Raw genomic sequence first — 17,871 nt, 5'->3', positions numbered from 1 at the left:
GCTCCTTCCCCTTCCGGGGGAAGGCTGGGATGGGGGCAGGCGGCGCCAGCAATGCGGCAGCGCTCAACGGAAGGCCGCTGTGCCCCCACCCCTGCCCTCCCCCGGGAGGGGAGGGAGAAAAACAAAGAAGGCGTCATGCTGCGGCAATCATTTCGTAGACCTCGTCCTCGGTCGAACCACCTGGGAGTTCGCCCACCTTCTGCCGGTCGCGCAGCACCACGATGCGATGCGCGACACGCACCACCTCGCTCATCTCCGACGAGATGAAGATCACCGCCATGCCCGCCTTCGCGAGCCGCAGGATCTCTTCCATGATCTCCTGCTTGGCCGCCACGTCGATGCCGCGCGTGGGCTCGTCGAGGATCAACAGGCGCGGCTCGGTCGCGAGCCAGCGCGCGATCATGGCTTTTTGCTGGTTGCCGCCCGAGAGCAGGCCGATGGGGGTTTCCACGCTCGCGGTCTTGATGCCCAGCGACGCGACAAAGCGCTCCGCGATCGCCGTCTGCTCGGCGCGCGACAGGAAGCGCCGCACGCCCAGGCGCGCCTGCAGCGCCAGCGCGATGTTCTCGCGCACCGAGAGCTCGGCCACGATGCCGTCGGTCTTGCGCTCTTCGGGGCACAGTGCGAGCCCTTCGCGGATCGCGTCGGCAGGGTTCGAGAAGCTGACGGAGCGGCCATCGATGCTCAGCACGCCGCGGTCGGGCGCTTCGAGCCCGAACAGGAGGCGCGCCAGCTCGGTGCGGCCCGCGCCCAAGAGGCCCGCGATGCCGACCACCTCGCCAGCGCGTACGCGCAGGTCGGTGGCCTGCAGCTGGCCCGCCTGGCCCAGGCCCTCGGCCTGCAGCAGGGCGGGCGCCGCTTCATCGAAGGCCGGCAGCGCCGCCGGCCGGGCTGACTGCGCCGCCAGCTCGCGCCCCAGCATCGCGGCAATCAGTGCCTGCGGGCCGAGGTCCGCGGCGCGCCACTCGCCCACCCAGTTGCCGTTGCGCAGCACCGTGATGCGGTCCGACACCGCATACATCTGGTTGAAGAAGTGCGTCACGAAGACGATCGCGAGACCTTCGCTGCGCAGGCGCCGCAGCACCTCGAACAGCTTCTCGACCTCGTCGTCGTCCAGGCTCGAGGTCGGCTCGTCGAGGATCAGCACCTTCGACGACACGCCCAGCGAGCGCGCAATGGCCACCATCTGCTGCACCGCGACCGAATAGCTCGACAGCAGCCGGCTCACGTCGATGTCCAGGCCGATGCGCGCCAGCAGCTCTTCGGCGCGCCGGTTCACCGCCGCCCAGTCGATGCGAAAACCCTGCGCCGCGCCGCAGCGCGGATAGCGGCCCGCAAACACGTTCTCGGCCACCGAAAGGTTCGGGCACAGGTTGACCTCCTGGTAGACCGTGCTGATGCCGAGCTTCTGCGCCTCCAGCGGCGAGGCGGGATGAATGGGTTGTCCGTCCAGGTGCATCTCGCCACCGCTCGACGGAAGAACCCCCGTGAGCACCTTGATGAGCGTCGACTTGCCCGCGCCGTTCTGCCCCATGAGCGCATGGATCTCGCCGGGGTAGAGCTTCAGCTGCACGTCGCGCAGCACCGGGATGCCGCCGAACTGCTTGTGGATGCCCCGCAGTTCGAGCACGGGGCTGGTGCTGCTCTGGCTCATGCGCTCGCCTACTTGTTCTTGTTGTAGACGTCGATGAACACGGCCGCCAGCAGCACCAGGCCCTTGATGACCTGCTGGTAGTCGATGCCGATGCCCAGGATCGACATGCCGTTGTTCATCACGCCCATGATGAAGGCGCCGATCACCGCGCCCATCACCCGGCCCACGCCGCCCGAGGCCGAGGCACCGCCGATGAAGCAGGCCGCGATCACGTCGAGTTCGAAGCCCAGGCCCGCCTTGGGCGTGGCCGTGTTGAGCCGCGCCGCGAACACCAGGCCCGCGAGCGCGGCCAGCGCGCCCATGTTGACGAAGGTCAGGAAGGCGAGCCGCTGCGTCTTCACGCCCGACAGCCGCGCTGCCTTCTCGTTGCCGCCCAGCGCATAGATGCGCCGGCCGATGGTGGTGCGGTTGGTGACGAAGTCGTACACCACGATCAGCACCGCCATCACGATCAGCACGTTGGGCAGGCCCTTGTAGGTCGAGAGCAGGTAGCTGAAGAACAGGATGATGGCCGCGAAGAACAGGTTCTTCACCAGGAAGAACACATACGGCTCCGTCTCCATGCCGTGCGCCGCGAGCTTGGCGCGCCCGCGCAGCTTGAAGAACACCAGCGCCGCGGCAGCCAGCGCGCCGACCACCAGCGAGGTGGTGCGCAACGTGTCACCGCCCAGCGGATCGGGAATGAAGCCCGAGCTCAGCCGCTGGAACTCGACCGGGAACGGCCCCACCGACTGCCCCGCCAGCAGCGCCAGCGTGAGCCCCTTGAACACCAGCATGCCCGCGAGCGTGACGATGAATGACGGGATCTTGCGGAACGCGACGAACCAGCCTTGCGCAGCGCCGATGAGCGCGCCCGCCGCAATGCTGACGATGGCCGTCGGCACGAAGTGCCATTCATACTCCACCATCAGCACCGCCGCCAGCGCGCCGATGAAGCCGCAGACCGAGCCCACCGACAGGTCGATGTGCCCCGCCACGATCACCAGCAGCATGCCCAGCGCCATGATGACGACGTAGCTGTTCTGCAGCAGCAGGTTGGTGAGGTTCAGCGGCCGCAGCAGCGTGCCGTCGGTCAGCACCTGGAACAGCACCATGATCGCGACCAGCGAGATCAGCATGCCGTATTCGCGCAGGTTGTTCTTGAGGAAGCCGGCGTGCAGCTTCGGGGCGGCCTCTGCGATGGGGACGGCGGCGTTCACCGCGTTGGCGTCAGGCTGCGACATGGACGGAACTCCCCGCGCTCACGATGGCGTGCATGATGCGCTCCTGCGAAGCCTCGGCGGCCGGAAATTCGGCCACGAAGCGGCCCTCGTTCATCACGTAGATGCGGTCGCACATGCCGAGCAGTTCCGGCAGTTCGGAAGAAATCATGAGAATACCTTTGCCCTCGCTCGCGAGCTGGTCGATGATGGTGTAGATCTCGTACTTGGCGCCCACGTCGATGCCGCGCGTGGGTTCGTCGAGAATCAGGAGTTCGGGTTTGGTGAAGAGCCATTTGCTGAGCACCACCTTCTGCTGGTTGCCGCCCGACAGGTTCACCACCAGCTGCTCCACGCCCGATGAACGGATGTTGAGTGCCCGGCGGTAGTCGCTCGCCACCTTGAATTCGCGCGCGTCGTCGATCACCATCGAACTGGAGACCGCCTCCAGGTTGGCCAGGCTCACGTTCTTCTGGATGTTTTCCTCCAGCACCAGCCCGAGGCCCTTGCGGTCCTCGGTGACGTAGGCAATGCCATGGTCGATGGCCTTGCGCACCGTGCCCACGTCCACCGGCTGGCCGTGCATCAGCACCGTGCCGCTGATGCGCTGGCCGTAGGACTTGCCGAACACGCTCATCGCCAGCTCGGTGCGGCCCGCGCCCATGAGGCCCGCGATGCCGACGATCTCGCCCTTGCGCACATGCAGGTCCACGCCCTTGATCTGTTCGCGGTCGGCATGCAGCGCATGGTGCACGCGCCAGTCGCGCACCTCGAACACCGTCTCGCCGATCTTCGGATCGCGCTGCGGATAGCGGTGCGCCATGTCGCGCCCGACCATGCCGCGGATGATGCGGTCCTCGCTGATCGGCTGGCCGCGGCAGTCCATGGTCTCCACCGTGGCGCCGTCGCGCAGCACGGTGATGGAGTCGGCCACCTTGGCAATCTCGTTGAGCTTGTGCGAGATCAGGATCGACGCGATGCCCTGGCGCTTGAGCTCCAGCAGCAGCATCAGCAGCGCGTCGCTGTCGTTCTCGTTGAGGCTGGCCGTGGGCTCGTCGAGGATCAGCAGCTTGACCTCCTTGGCCAGTGCTTTCGCAATCTCCACCAGCTGCTGCTTGCCCACGCCCAGGTCGGTCACGAGCGTGGTGGGCGGCTCCTTGAGGCCCACCTTGGCGAGCAGCTCGCGCGTCTTCGCATAGGCGGCGAACCAGTCGATCACGCCGCCGCGCGCAATTTCGTTGCCAAGGAAGATGTTCTCGGCAATGGACAGGAGCGGCACCAGCGCCAGCTCCTGGTGGATGATGATGATGCCGAGCTTCTCGCTGTCGGCAATGCCCTTGAAGCGGCGCAGCTCGCCCTCGAAGTGGATCTCCCCGGTGTACGAGTCGCACGGGTAGACGCCGCTCAGCACCTTCATGAGCGTCGACTTGCCCGCGCCGTTCTCGCCGACCACCGCGTGGATCTCGCCCGCGCGCACCGCCAGGTTGACATCGCTGAGCGCCTTCACGCCCGGAAATGTCTTGGTGATGCCGCGCATCTCGAGGATGCTGCGGCTGTCCGCTGCTGCTGCTGCTGCCATTCCAACGCTCACTTGACCTGGCTTTCCTTGTAGTAGCCGCTGTCGACCAGCACCTGCTTCCAGTTGCCGCCGTCCACGCTCACGGGCTTGAGCAGGTAGGAAGGCACCACCTTGATGCCGTTGTTGTAGGTCTTGGTGTCGTTCACCTCGGGCGTCTTGCCCGACAGCATGGCGTCGACCATGGCCACCGTGACCTTGGCCAGCTCGCGCGTGTCCTTGAACACGGTCGAGGTCTGCTCCTTGCGCAGGATCGACTTGACCGACGGAATCTCCGCGTCCTGGCCCGAGACGACGGGCATCGGCTGCGATGCCGAGCCGTAGCCCACGCCCTTGAGCGACGAGAGAATGCCGATCGACAGCCCGTCGTACGGCGACAGCACCGCATCGACGCGGTCCTTGCTGTAGTAGGCCGACAGCAGGTTGTCCATGCGCGCCTGCGCCACCGCGCCGTCCCAGCGCAGCGTGCCGACCTTGTCCATGCCCATCTGCTTGCTGCGAACCACCAGCTTGCCGCTCTTGATGTACGGCTCCAGCACCGACATCGCGCCGTTGTAGAAGAAGAAGGCGTTGTTGTCGTCGGGCGAGCCGCCGAACAGCTCGATGTTGAACGGGCCCTTGCCGCTCTTCAGGCCGAGCGCCGACTCGATCGACTGCGCCTGCAGCACGCCGACCTGGAAGTTGTCGAAGGTGGCGTAGTAGTCGACGTTCTTCGAGCCCTTGATGAGCCGGTCGTAGGCAATGACCTTCACGCCCTTGTCGGCCGCCTTCTGCAGCACGTCGGACAGCGTGGTGCCGTCGATGGCCGCGATGACCAGCACCTTGGAGCCCTTGGTCACCATGTTCTCGATCTGCGCGAGCTGGTTCGGGATGTCGTCGTCGGCGTACTGCAGGTCGGTCTTGTAGCCCTTCTCCTTGAAGTACTTGACCATGTTGGCGCCATCGGCGATCCAGCGCGCCGACGACTTGGTCGGCATCGAGATGGCGATCGGGCCCTTGTCCTGCGCATGCGCGAGCGGCGCGATGCCGGCGATGGCCAGTGCGATGCCTGCGAGCGAGGCCTTGAGGAAGTTGCGTTTCATGATTCGATCCGTTTTTTCAATAATTACTGTCTTTTCCAGGGACACCGCGGAACCGGCTTCGCCGGGCCGCTGGTGTCGCCCCCGGTGAGGGGGTTGGCGTAGCGACACGAAGTGCGCGAAGACTGGGGGAGTTCAATATTTTCGGTTGGGGAATTCCTTGGCGGCGACTTCCATCGGGAAGATCGTCTCTTCGGTCACGATGCGCTTGGGCAGCTGCTTGCCGGCCTTGATGTCCTTCACGGCGCTCATCAGCTGGGGGCCGAGCAGCGGGCTGCATTCGACCGACACGTTGAGCTTGCCGGCGATCATGGCTTCGAAGGCGCCCTTGACGGCATCGATCGAGATGATCGTGATGTCCTTGGCCGGCTTCAGGCCCGCTTCCTCGATGGCCTGGATGGCGCCAATGGCCATGTCGTCGTTGTGCGCGTAGAGCACGTTGATCTTCTTGCCATCGGCCTTCAGGAAGGCTTCCATCACTTCCTTGCCCTTGGCGCGCGTGAAGTCGCCGGTCTGCGAGCGCAGGATCTTGAACTTGGGGTCGGCCTTGATGATTTCCTCGAAGCCCTTCTTGCGGTCGATGGCCGGCGCCGAGCCCACGGTGCCCTGCAGCTCGACGATGTTCACCTCGCCCTTCTGGTCCTTCATCTTCTCGACCAGCCAGCGGCCCGCCTTGCGGCCTTCCTCGACGAAGTCGGAGCCCATGAAGGTCACGTAGAGCGAGTCGTCCTTGGTGTTCACCGAGCGGTCGGTCAGCACCACCGGGATCTTGGCGGCCTTGGCTTCGCGCAGCACGGTCTCCCAGCCCGATTCGACCACCGGCGAGAAGGCGATCACGTCCACCTTCTGCGCGATGAACGAGCGAATGGCCTTGATCTGGTTTTCCTGCTTCTGCTGCGCGTCGGAGAACTTGAGCTCGATGCCGGCTTCCTTGGCCGAGGCCTTGATCGACTCGGTGTTGGCGGTGCGCCATTCGCTCTCGGCGCCCACCTGGCTGAAGCCGAGCACGATCTTCTTCTGCGCCAGCGCGGTGGCGGGCAGGAGCCCGCCGAGCGAGGCGGCGGCGAGTGCGATATTGAGGGTGCGGCGATTGAGTTTCATTGGAATGTCTCCTTCTTTCTGAGTGCTATGTTTGCTTGCTGATGAAAACCGTCCGTGGTGGTCAGGCCAGCATGTAGCCGGTCTTGACCGTCGTGTAGAACTCCGCGGCATGGCGCCCTTGTTCGCGCGGCCCGTAGCCCGACCCCTTGCGCCCGCCGAAGGGCGCGTGGAAGTCCACGCCCGCCGTCGGCAGGTTGACCATCGTCATGCCGACTTCGGCATGGCGCCTGAAATGCATCGCGTGCTTGAGCGAATTGGTGCAGATGCCCGCGCTCAGGCCCGAAGGCGTGTCGTTGCACAGCGCCAGCGCCTCGTCGTAGTCGGCCGCGCGCAGCACGCAGGCCAGCGGGCCGAAGATTTCCTCGCGCGCGATGCGGTGCCCGGGCTGGGCCAGGAACAGCGCGGGGCTCATGTAGTGGCCGGCCGTGGCGCGCTGGAGCGGCTCGCCGCCCCACACATGCTCGGCGCCCTCTTCGCGCGCAATGCCGACCCAGGCCAGGCTGCGCGCGAGGCGCTCTTCATCGACCAGCGGCCCGACGTCGACGCCGCGCTCCAGCGCATGGCCGATCTTCAGCGCCTTGAGGCGGTCGCGCAGCCGCGAAACGAAGGCGTCGTGCACCGCGGCCTCGACGATCAGCCGGCTCGACGCCGTGCAGCGCTGGCCGTTGGAAAAATAGGCGCCCTGCACCGCGCAGTCGACCGCATGGTCGATGTCGGCATCGGCCAGCACCACGAGCGCGTTCTTGCCGCCCATCTCGAGCTGCACCTTGGCGCGCCGCGCGGCGGCCGCCTGCAGGATGCGTTCGCCGTTGCGCGCCGAGCCGGTGAAGCTCAGGGCATCGACCAGCGGGCTGTCGACCAGCGCCTGGCCCGCCTCGCGGCCGCTGCCCATCACGAGGTTGAACACGCCCGCGGGCAATGCGGCGCGGCTGATGATCTCGGCCAGCGTCCAGCCGCAGGCCGGCACCAGCTCGGCCGGCTTGAACACCACGCAGTTGCCATGCGCGAGCGCCGGCGCAATCTTGGTGGCCGGCACCGCGAGCGGCGAATTCCATGGCGTGATGAGCCCGGCCACGCCCACCGGCTCGCGCGTGACGTCGACCTGCACGCCCGCACGCAGCGAGGCCATGTTCTCGCCGCCGCCGCGCAGCGCCTCGCCCGCAAAGAACTTGAACACTTGCCCCGCGCGCGCCGCCTCGGCCACGGCCTCGGGCAGGGTCTTGCCGACTTCGCGCGCCAGCAGCAGGCCCAGCTCGTCCTTGCGCGCCAGGAGTTCGGTGCCGATGCGGTCGAGCACGTCGGCCCGGCGCTGCGGCGTGCTGTGGCTCCAGTGGGAAAAGGCATCGGCGGCCGCGCGGATCGCGGACTCCACCTGGCGGCGATCGGCCCGTGCGTATTCGGCCACCACTTCGCTGGTGTCCGAAGGATTGGCGCTCACACCGGTGGTCGCGCTGGTTTCCCAGCGGCCGTTGATGTATTGCCGCACGTTCTGATGGATCTCGCCGTGAATCACCTGCGCGCCAACCTTGTCTCTCGTTTTGGAAGTGGGGCGAGTCTATGAACAGAATTGATATCAATCCAATCATTTTTTCGACAAAATGCATATCAATCGCTGGATTCTGGAAAACCCTCTGATCACAAAGCTTTAACAAACAACAACCCACGAGACATGACCAACTACAACCATTGGTTCATCCGCGCCCGCCTCAAGACGCGGCAGCTGCTCCTGCTGGTGGCGCTGGCGGAGGAAGGCAACATCCACCGCGCGGCCCAGGTGCTCAACATGACGCAGCCCGCGGCCTCCAAGCTGCTGAAGGACCTGGAAGACGTGCTGGAGGTGCCGCTGTTCGACCGGCTGCCGCGCGGCATGCGGCCCACCTGGTACGGCGAAACCATGATCCGCCATGCCCGCGTGGCGCTGGCCAGCCTGAACCAGGCGCACGACGAACTCACCGCGCTCAAGGCCGGCCGCTTCGGCCAGGTGGGCGTGGGCGCCATCACCGCGCCCGGCCTCACGCTGATGCCGCCCGCGGTGGCGATGGTGAAGCGCGAGCAGCCCGATTTGCGCGTGTCGCTCGAGATCGAGACCAGCGCGGTGCTGATCGAGCGGCTCGAGCAGGGCAAGCTCGACATCCTGGTGGCGCGGCTTTTTGCCGAGCACGACAAGTCGCAGCTGCGCTACGAAGCGCTGGCCGAGGAGCCGGTGTGCGCGCTGGTGCGCCCGGGCCATCCGCTCCTGGGCGTGAGCGGCCTCACGCTGCGCGACGTGGTGGGCGCCGGCTGGATCGTGCCGCCCGCGGGCAGCGTGCTGCGCCACCGCTTCGAACTGATGTTCCAGGAGGAGGGCCTGGTGCCGCCGAACAACATCATCGAGAGCTCGGCCCTGCTCTTCATCACTCGCATGCTGCAGCAGAGCGACATGGTGGCCGTGCTCGCGACCGACGTGGCGCGCTACTACGCCGCGCACGGCATCGTGTCGCTGCTGCCGCTGGACATGCCCTGCCACATGGACGCCTTCGGCATCATCACGCGCACCGACCGGCTGCTGTCGCCGGCGGCCAAGGTGATGATGAAGGCGCTGAAGACCGCGAGCCTGAGCGTCTACGGCCGCAAACTTGAAATGGACTGATCAGGTCCAGCCCGCGTCCACGGTGAACTCCTGCGCGGTGCACATCCTGGCGTCGTCCGACGCGAGGAACAGCACCATGCGCGCGATGTCCTCGGGCATCAGCTTGTCGGGCAGGCACTGGTTGCGCTTGAGCGATTGCTCGCCTTCGTCGTCGAGCCAGAGCTGCACCTGCCGCTCGGTCATCACCCAGCCCGGCGACACGGTGTTGATGCGGATGCGGTCACGGCCCAGTTCCACTGCGAGGCCGCGCGTGAGGCCGTTGACGGACGACTTGGCTATCGCATAGCAGGGGTAGCCCGAGCCCTTGGTCTGCCAGCCCGTGGAGCCCAGGTTGATGACCGAGCCGAAGCCCAGCCGCCGCATGCCCGGCACCACCGACTGGATCGCGAACAGCGCGGGCCGCTCGTTGATGGCCATGCGGTTGTCGTAGTAGTCGGGCGTGACCGATTCGAGCGTGTGGCGGTCGTCGCTTGCCACGTTGTTGACCAGCACCGCAAAGTCGCCGAGCTCGGCGACCGCGTCGGCAATGGCTTTTTGCAGCGCGCCGATGTCGCGCACGTCGCAGGCGCGCCACCACGGCGCGGCATGGCCTTCTTGCACGATGCGCTGGGCGAGCGCGGCGCTGGCGCCTTCGGCAATGTCGACGAAGGCCACGCGTGCGCCCTGCGCGGCGAACGCGGCCACCATGGCCGCGCCAATGCCGCTGCCGCCGCCGGTGACGAACACAGTGCGGCCCTTCAGGCTGGGATGGATCGAAAGCTGCGGGGAATCCTTCAAGATGCGTGTCTCCAGAGAGCTGGCGGTGACATTGCAAAATCAATATCACTTGATGCCAAATAGTTTGGTTTCTATTATCAATATGCCTTGATACGATCCGCCGCGTCAAGGACAGAGACAACAAAGGCGCAAAACAAATGACCCAGACCGGCCGCACCGCATCCACTCCCACGCCCCTTGGCGTGCCATCGATCCTCGGCCAGCCCGAGTGCCTGTGGCCCGCGGGCGCCACGCTCGGCGAGGGCACGCTGTGGTCGCCGCGCGAACGGGCGCTCTACTGGATCGACATCCTCGAAAGCCGCCTGTACCGGCTCGACCCGGCCAGCGGCGCGCGGCGCAGCTGGCAGTTCGACGAGGAGATCACCGCGCTGGCCGAGCGCGCCAACGCGCCGGGGCTGATCGTCACCATGCGCCGCGGCTTCGCCTTGTTCGATCCCGCGGTGGATGCGGCGCCGCGCTACCTGCACCAGCCTGAGCCCGACCGGCCCGGCAACCGCTTCAACGACGGCAAGTGCGACCGCCAGGGCCGCTTCTGGGGCGGCACCATGGACTTCGACTGCGTGGCACCGACCGGCGCGCTCTACCGCTTCGACGCCGACGGCCGCTGCACGCGCCACGACGACGGCTTTGCCGTGACCAACGGGCCGACCTGGTCGCTCGACGAACGCACGATGTACTTCAATGCCACGGTCGAAGGCTGCGTCTATGCCTACGACTTCGACAGCGCAGCCGGCACCGTGGGCAACAAGCGGGTGTGGCTTCGCTTTGCCGAGGGCGATGGCCTGCCCGACGGCATGACGACCGACGCGGCCGGCCGCCTCTGGATCGCGCACTGGGGCGGCCACTGCGTGAGCTGCCACGACCCGCTGAGCGGCGCCGAGCTGTGCCGCATCGAACTGCCCGCAAGCAACGTCACGGACTGCGCCTTCGGCGGCGAGGACCTGTGCACGCTCTACATCAGCACCGCGCGCAGCGGGCTCACGGCCGAACAGTTCGAGGCCGAGCCGCTGGCCGGCGGGTTGTTCGCGGTGCGCATCGGCAGCCCCGGCCTGCTTGCGGCCGAGTTCGGGGGCTAGGCCAGTGTGCCGAAGCGGTGCAGCGTGCTGCTGCTGAACACTTCGCCCGGCCGCAGCACCGTCGAAGGAAAGTCCGGCTGGTTCGGCGAATCGGGATAGTGCTGCGTTTCCAGGCACAGCCCGGCGCCGCGCCGCAAGCTCTCGCCATCGGCGCCGCGCAGGCTGCCGTCGAGGAAGTTGCCCGAATAGAACTGCACCGCCGGCTCGGTCGTGTGCACCTCCATCACGCGGCCTGACGGCGGGTGCTCGAGCCGCGCCGCCAACGCCAGGCCGGCGGGCTCGCGGTCGAGCACCCAGTTGTGGTCGTAGCCGCCGGCGACGCGCAATTGCTCGTGCGGCGCATCGATGCGCTCGCCGACCGGCGTGGCCGCGCGGAAGTCGAACGGCGTTCCGGCCACCGGCGCAAGGCCCAGGGGAATCAGGCCTGCATCCACGGGGCAGTAGCGGCTCGCGGGAATGGTGAGCCGATGGTCCAGCACCGCGCCCTCGCCCGCCAGGTTGAAGTAGTCGTGGTGGCTCAGGTTCAGCACAGTGGGCCGGTCGGTCACGGCGCGGTAGTCGATGCGCCAGGTGTTCTCGCGGGTGCTGAGCGCGTAGCGCACCGTCAGCTGCACTTCGCCCGGAAAGCCTTCTTCGCCATCGGCGCTGGTGTAGCGAAGCTCGATGGCGATTTCCTCGCCCGCCGCGCCGTCCACCGGCACCGGCTCGATCTGCCAGAAGCGCGTGCCGAAGCCCCGGTGCCCGCCGTGCAGCGAGTTGGCGCCGTTGTTCAGCGGGAGCTGGTGCTGGGCGCCATCGAGCGTGAAGCGCCCGCCCGCGATCCGGTTCGCATAGCGCCCGACGATGGTGCCCAGGTGCGGATGCGGGCCCAGGTAGTCCGCAAGGCTCGGCAGGCCGAGCACGATGTTGCCGCTGCGCCCATGCCGGTCGGGCACGTGCAATGCGGTGACGATGCCGCCATGGTTGATGGCGCCCAGGCGCAGGCCCAGGCCGTTGTCCAGGGTGTATTCGGTCACGATGCGGCCGTCGGGCATGCGGCCGAATTCGCGGGTGGTGATGTTGCTGCTCATTCGGTTGCTGGAGTTGGTGGAAAAAGCGCCTCGCGCGCACACAGCGATGCGGTTTGCAGGCCGATGCCGTCCGTGAGGTCGTGGTGGGTGGGCGGCTCGGCCGCGTGGGTCTGCAGCTCGATGCGGTGGCCCGCCTGCGCCACCGCATCGGCAAAGCGCTGCTGCAGGGCGAAGGGCGTGTTCCGGTCGTCGCGGTTGCCGATCAGCACGATGCGCCGCGACGGGTCGCGCACGATGCCGCCCACATGCTCGAGCGGATCGTAGAACTGCGCACTGCCGGTGGTGTCGGTCCGGCCGCCCCTCGACATGCCCAGCATGCGCGCGCGTTCGAGCAGGCCATAGGCGCCCGAAGTCAGCACCGCGCAGGCCACGCGCGTGCGGCCCATGGTGAGGAGCGCCGCGCCGGCCGTGGCGCCGCCGCTGTGGCCCAGGATCACGATGCGCTGCAATTGGTGGCGCTGCATGAGCGCATCGAGCGCCGCGTCCAAGGCATGGAATTCCACGGGCTCGCGCCGCTTGCGATGGTCCCCCGACGAGCCGTAGGTGCCGGGCCGCGCCATGAAGATCCACGGCACGCCGGAGCGGTTGCGGCTGCGCTGCGCGTCGAGCGTGCGCAGCGCCGCGGTGTTGCCGGGGATGCGCGCGGGCGGCTGGTCCATCACGCCGTCGCGGTCGCCGGAGAACTGCACGATGGCCACGCGCGCGCCATCGATCTCGTCGCTTGCAAAGTAGCGGATGCAGGCCGGCCCTTCGGCCGGCTGCACCCAGAGGTAGCCGCGCCGGTCGGGGCAGTTTGCGCGTACGGCAGGCTGGTTCCATTGCAGCGCCTGGTCTTCGGAGGTGGCCGGCACGCGCGGATCGGGGCCTGCGCGTTGTGCGCACGCCGCCTGCGCGAGCGCCAGCAGGAGCCACGCGAAGCGGGTGCACCGTCGCCATGCGGCCATGGGTGTCACAGCTGCTGCAGCCTTTGGGGGATGGTGCCGAAGTCGGAACCGACGCGGTCGCCCTTCAGCAGCACCAGGTCGCCGTCGCGCAGGAAGGTGCCGAGGTAGTCCGCGAGTTTCTCGGCATCGTCGAAGTGCGGTCCGAGCAGCCCGGCCGGTACATCCGCGCGCAGCCAGCGCATCTCTGCGCCGTGCGTCACCAGGTGCTCGATGCCGGAGGCCAGCAGCGGTTCGGCAAGGCCGCGGTGCAGGGCTTGCGAATCGCGCCCGAGGTTCACGATGCGCCCGAGCACGCCGATCTTGCGCTGCACCGGCGCATCGTCCGCACGCCGGTAGGTGCGCACGAACTCCATCGCGTTGCGCATCGACATGACCTCGGCGTTCCAGCTGTCGTCGATCAGCGTGGCCTCGATGCCGGCCCGGGTGCGCAGCGTGTGCACCTGCATCACCGACGCGGGAAGCCGCACCCCGGGCATGCGCGCGCAGGCGGCATCCGCATCGAAGCCCATCGCCAGCAGCGCGGCGAACGCCAGGGCCGAGTTGCGCACCAGCCCGGCACTCGCGATGGGAAACAGGTACTCGAAGCTGCGGCCCTCCGTCGCAATGCGCACGCGGCAGCCGCCGCCGGGCTCGGGGTGCGTGTCGAGCACGCGGATGTTGGCGTCCGGCCCGGGCCCCACCACCCAGATGGCGCCCGCCGTGAGTGCGGCGGCGCGCACCACCTGCGCGAGGCAGGGAATGTGGTCGGGCACGATCGCGACGCCGCCGGGCTCCAGCCCCAGGAAGATGCGCGACTTGAAGGCCGCCGTCTGTTCGAGGGTCGAGGCCTGGCGGGTCTGCGACAGCCCGACCTCGGTGATGATGGCCACGTGCGGCCGCGCCATCAGCGAGATCGGCCCCCGGTCCATCCACAGGCCGCTCTGCGCCATTTCGAGAATGCACACGTCCGCATCGGACCCGAGATTGGCCAGCATGGCCGGCACGCCGACGCGCGAGTTGTAGTTGTCCACGGTGGTGTGCACGCGCGCGGCTTCGGGCAGCAGGTCGCGCAGCATGGCAATGGTGGACGACTTGCCGACCGTGCCGGTCACCCCCACCACCAAGCCCTTGAAACGCGCGCGCGCCGCCTCGCCGAGCGCGATCATTCCGCGGATCGGATCGTCCAGCTGCAGCAGCGGAAAGTCGGGAGCCAGTCCTTCCACCGCATGCGCGACCACCGCGCCTGCCAGCTTTTTTTCGAGCGGCGGCAGGTCGGCGTGGCGGTCCGGATTGCCGGGCAGGCGCTTGCTGTAGTTCTCGTGCGCGGCCAGCGTGTCGTAGTCGGCCGCGACGAAAAGCACAGGCGGCGGCAGCAGCGGCAGATGGCGCGGCCCGCGCACCACCGAGTTCACGAACCAGCCTGGCGCAGGCTCGACCAGCCATCGGCCGCCCGTGATGCGCTGCAGCTGCTCGGCGGTCCAGACCGGTGCCGGGGTCGGGCTGGCACCGGGATGCAGGGCCGCGGGCACGGGCGCCGGCCGCGCAGGCAATGGCACTGGCGCAGCGGGCACGCGCAGGCCGCACCAGATGGACAGCCGGCGCGCGGGCGGCAGCCCGGCCAGCGCGCCGCGTACGCGCAGCTCGAGCTGCAGCACGTCGCTCTCCAGCAGGCCGGCGCGAGGCGCGCGCAGCCCGTAGCGGTCGCGATAGATGCGGCCCGGCTCCCATCGGCTGGTCGGCCACATCCAGTCGCAGGGCTCATGGTCCATGCCTTCGCCCCACGCGGGCATGCGGGTGCTGCGCAGCGGGACCGCGCGGAACTGGATGCGCAGGTCGGCCGTTACGGGCGCGTCGGCGGTCCAGAAAGACTCCACCCACAGCATGCGCCGCCCGACGAGCTGGCGCGGCGCGCAACGCACGCCCACCAGGCGCAGCGGCCCGGCCTGGAGAGGCGGCACCCATGCGTCGGGCGGCACCGCATCGGCCATCCATTCGGGCCGGGGCGCGAGGAGCGGCCTGATGGCGCGAGGCGCGCGCGCGGCGGGCGCTGCGGCGGCGAGGGCGGGCCGCCGCTCGGGTGGCGACAGCCTCACCGCGCACCGGCCTCCCGCCACCGGCACCATTTCGGTCCCCAGTGCGCGGCATTGCTCGGCGAAGCGCGCACTCGCGGCCTCGGCCGGCGCGCCCGTGTGCTGCCGCGAGAAACCGAAGCCCACGCCAATGGGCGTGAACACCACCTCTTCGACACCGCGCACACTCAGCGCCAGCGAGAACACACCGGAATCCGCGAGGTCGTTGCGGATGGACTCGAACAGCAGGTCGCCCGCATCGTGCAGGATCGGCCGGCCGCGGTAGATCTCGATGCCCTGCAGCACATGGGCCGAGCTGCCGAGAATTGCGTCGGCACCGGCATCGACGATGGCATGGCCGACGTCGATTTCGGCCTGCGAAGGCGCGGTTTCGAGGTTTGCGCCCCAGTGCACGGCCACCAGCACCACATCGGCCTCGGCACGCGCGGCGGCAATGCGCGGCGCAAGCGTGGCAGTCCAGGCGGCGGGATCGCCGAGCGGCAGCCAGGCGGCACCCGGAGCATCGGCCGTTGCCGCGAAGCGCGGCTGCGTGGCGTCGAGCGAGAACAGCGCCACGCGCACGCCGCCGGCCCGGCCGATGGCCGGCCGCAGCGCCTCATCCAGGTTGCGCCCGGTGCCCGCGTGCGCAATGCCGGCGGCATCCAGCAGCGCCTGCTGCTCCATCAGCGCGGCGGCTCCGTAGTCGCCGCTGTGGTTGTTGGCGGTGGCGACCATGCCGATGCCCGCTTCGGCCAGCACCGCGAGCATCTCGGGCCGGGCGCGGTAGTAGTAGGGGCTGCTCTCATCCTTCTCGACGCCCTGTTCGCCGGTGGTGGCGACCACGCATTCGAGGTTGGCGATGCGCAGGTCCGCCTCGCGAAGTGCAGCGATGCCGCCAAGCATCTCCTGCGGGCCGCCGAGCTCTGCCAGGCGGTAGTGCAGCCGGCGGCCGAGGTTCACGTCGCCGCCCCAGACCGCGACGGGCGCGCGGCCGATCTCCGCCGGCACCGGCGCAGAAGTGGCTTCGGGAATTCCGCACGCAGCCGGGAGTCCCGATGCTTCGCGGTGCTTCAACAGCCGGTGGTAAGCCACGTAGCCCGAGAGATAGTGCTCCACGTCGTCGATGCGCACGCGGAAGCTGTGGTGCTTGATGAAGAACGAACCGGCGATGCGGTCCGGGTTGCGGAAGAACATCGCGAGCTCGGGCCAGAAGTAGCCGTTGGCCAGGTAGCGCGCGCGGTGCTCGAGCGCGCGGTCGAACTTGGCGCGGTCGAAGCCTTCGAGCAGCGGGCGCAGCGCGGGGTCGGCGGCCAGGCGCTCCACCATCTCGCGCGCGGCCATCATGAGCTCGAGCAGGGTCGGAAAGGTGGTGATGCGCTCCAGCACGAAGTCCAGGTAGTCGGCCACGTTGCGCAGGCCAAACTGGTAGTAGCGCGTCTCGGGCCGAACGCGCGTGAGCTCGTTGACGCAGTAGCTCAGCCAGTGGTCGTGCGCGCGCCAGTGCTCCGCGGCAATGAAATGCTCGAAGGCCTTCTCGACGACCGCGAGCCAGCGCTCGTCGCGCGTGAGGCCGTACAGGCGCATCAGGCCGAAGGCGGCTTCGCCGTCGTAGTAGATGACGCGGAATGCGTCTTTCACTTCGAGCGACGGGTAGTTGAGCACGTGCACGAAGCGCCCGCTGGCCGGGTCCTGCATGGCCTGGATGCCGAGCGCGAGCTGCTCCATCAGCGGCAGGTATTGCGGATCGCCCGTGAGCTCCGTGTACTTGACGAGCGCCAGCAGGCACACCGCGTTGCCGCCGAGCTTGATCTCATCGCCGACGTCCAGCAGGTAGGCCGCGCGCGTGCCGCCCGGCAGCTCGGCCTGGCGGATCAGCCGCTTCGTCAAGAGCGACAGCGAGCGGTCGATGGCCGCCTTCTGGCTGTCGCTGCGGATCAGCTCCCAGGCCTCGAGCAGCGCATAGGTGGAGCTCGCGTGGCGCAGCGTGTTGTAGGTGGGAATCGCGCGGTCGAAGCACGGGAACCAGCCGTAGTGGAACTCGCCCGTGGGCTTGACCTGCGCCGCAAGATAGTCGCTCGCGCTGTCCACGAGGCTGCGCACCTGGCCGGCGCCCCACTCGGGCAGCGTGCGGTAGCCCGCCGACTGGCCCGTGGGAGTGATCGGCCACGCGCCTTCGGCATCGGCATAGGCCGCGCGCGTGGTGAAGCACCACACCGGCGCCGCGTCGTCCTGCGGAAAATCGAGTTCGGCACCGAAGCGCCGCTTCGCATGAAGGCGCAGGTTGCCCGGATTGGGCTCGGCATGATCCACGGTGCCGTTGTAGAAGACGGCGCTGCCGTTGATCTCCGGCGCGAGCAGCGCCACCTCGAACTTCGCGTCGAAGGACACGCCATGGTTGAAGTAGTTGCGCCTGGTGCCCGCCAGGCGGGCCTTCAGCGCGCCCCAGCTCATGGGCTCGACCTGGTCGACCAGTTCCACGCGCACATGGCGCGGCTGCATGCCGACGCGCTGTGCGAGCGCAACTGCTGCATCGCGGGCCTGTTGCCAGGCCTGCTCGGCGCTTGCGGCGCGCCCGGCAACCACGCGCGCGCGGCTCGTGCCGTCGCCCATGGCAATCAGTACCACGCAGCCGGCCTCGGGCGTGGCGGCGGCTCCGGGCAGCGTGCCGTCCGGGGCGGCCAGGATCTGCCTGGCGCGGTTCAACAGATCCATGGAAAG

The 17,871-nt window shown here is 68.3% G+C and carries 12 protein-coding genes; 2 read left to right on the top strand and 10 right to left on the bottom strand.

Annotated features, from left to right (window positions below):
* Positions 1 to 133 precede the first annotated feature (133 nt).
* From ACAM58_RS05400 to ACAM58_RS05375, 6 genes are all read right to left on the bottom strand, one after another.
* Positions 134 to 1,654: a sugar ABC transporter ATP-binding protein gene (locus ACAM58_RS05400; RefSeq protein WP_028253963.1), complete on the bottom strand. Its 1,521-nt coding sequence runs from the start codon at positions 1,652 to 1,654 to the stop codon at positions 134 to 136.
* A gap of 8 nt (positions 1,655 to 1,662) precedes the next feature.
* On the bottom strand, positions 1,663 to 2,877 hold the full coding sequence (gene mmsB / locus ACAM58_RS05395; protein WP_018903592.1) for a multiple monosaccharide ABC transporter permease: 1,215 nt from the start codon (positions 2,875 to 2,877) through the stop codon (positions 1,663 to 1,665).
* Positions 2,864 to 4,432, bottom strand: a complete 1,569-nt coding sequence (gene mmsA, locus ACAM58_RS05390; RefSeq protein WP_369664230.1) for a multiple monosaccharide ABC transporter ATP-binding protein — start codon at positions 4,430 to 4,432, stop codon at positions 2,864 to 2,866. The genes mmsB and mmsA overlap by 14 nt, the downstream gene beginning before the upstream one ends.
* An 8-nt stretch (positions 4,433 to 4,440) precedes the next feature.
* Entirely contained in the window at positions 4,441 to 5,511 is a 1,071-nt protein-coding gene (gene chvE / locus ACAM58_RS05385) for a multiple monosaccharide ABC transporter substrate-binding protein (RefSeq protein WP_012746194.1), read from the bottom strand.
* 132 nt (positions 5,512 to 5,643) lie between these two features.
* Positions 5,644 to 6,609, bottom strand: coding sequence for an ABC transporter substrate-binding protein (locus ACAM58_RS05380; protein ID WP_028254012.1), 966 nt, complete (start codon positions 6,607 to 6,609; stop codon positions 5,644 to 5,646).
* Positions 6,610 to 6,670: 61 nt separating this feature from the next.
* A complete protein-coding gene (locus tag ACAM58_RS05375; protein WP_028254013.1) occupies positions 6,671 to 8,122 on the bottom strand; it encodes an aldehyde dehydrogenase family protein in 1,452 nt (483 codons plus the stop codon).
* A 156-nt stretch (positions 8,123 to 8,278) separates the two neighbouring features.
* Here ACAM58_RS05375 and ACAM58_RS05370 point away from each other — a divergent pair, with 156 nt between their 5' ends.
* Complete coding sequence (locus ACAM58_RS05370) at positions 8,279 to 9,238, top strand: LysR family transcriptional regulator (protein WP_012746191.1); 960 nt, start codon at positions 8,279 to 8,281, stop codon at positions 9,236 to 9,238.
* Here ACAM58_RS05370 and ACAM58_RS05365 read toward each other — a convergent pair whose 3' ends face one another.
* Positions 9,239 to 10,015: an SDR family NAD(P)-dependent oxidoreductase gene (locus ACAM58_RS05365; protein ID WP_028254125.1), complete on the bottom strand. Its 777-nt coding sequence runs from the start codon at positions 10,013 to 10,015 to the stop codon at positions 9,239 to 9,241. It abuts the gene before it with no gap.
* 137 nt (positions 10,016 to 10,152) lie between these two features.
* Here ACAM58_RS05365 and ACAM58_RS05360 point away from each other — a divergent pair, with 137 nt between their 5' ends.
* Positions 10,153 to 11,091 (top strand): SMP-30/gluconolactonase/LRE family protein, encoded by a 939-nt coding sequence (locus ACAM58_RS05360; RefSeq protein WP_028254126.1) that lies wholly within the window; start codon positions 10,153 to 10,155, stop codon positions 11,089 to 11,091.
* Here the strand turns inward: ACAM58_RS05360 and ACAM58_RS05355 are convergent.
* Genes ACAM58_RS05355 through ACAM58_RS05345 form a run of 3 tightly spaced genes read right to left on the bottom strand, consistent with a single transcriptional unit; the run spans position 11,088 to position 17,865 of the window.
* A complete protein-coding gene (locus tag ACAM58_RS05355; protein ID WP_028254127.1) occupies positions 11,088 to 12,161 on the bottom strand; it encodes an aldose epimerase family protein in 1,074 nt (357 codons plus the stop codon). The two genes, ACAM58_RS05360 and ACAM58_RS05355, sit on opposite strands and share 4 nt — an antisense overlap.
* A complete protein-coding gene (locus ACAM58_RS05350; protein WP_018903597.1) occupies positions 12,158 to 13,105 on the bottom strand; it encodes a S9 family peptidase in 948 nt (315 codons plus the stop codon). Before ACAM58_RS05350 ends, ACAM58_RS05355 begins: the two co-directional genes overlap by 4 nt.
* A 5-nt stretch (positions 13,106 to 13,110) precedes the next feature.
* The gene (locus tag ACAM58_RS05345; protein ID WP_028254128.1) at positions 13,111 to 17,865 is read right to left on the bottom strand and encodes a CapA family protein; all 4,755 of its coding nucleotides are present in this window, start codon (positions 17,863 to 17,865) and stop codon (positions 13,111 to 13,113) included.
* Between the last annotated feature and the right edge of the window lie 6 nt (positions 17,866 to 17,871).

Origin of the sequence: Variovorax sp. V116 (assembly GCF_041154435.1) — a bacterium.
GTDB lineage: Bacteria > Pseudomonadota > Gammaproteobacteria > Burkholderiales > Burkholderiaceae_C > Variovorax > Variovorax paradoxus.
This window is presented reverse-complemented; position numbering and strand designations above follow the sequence as displayed.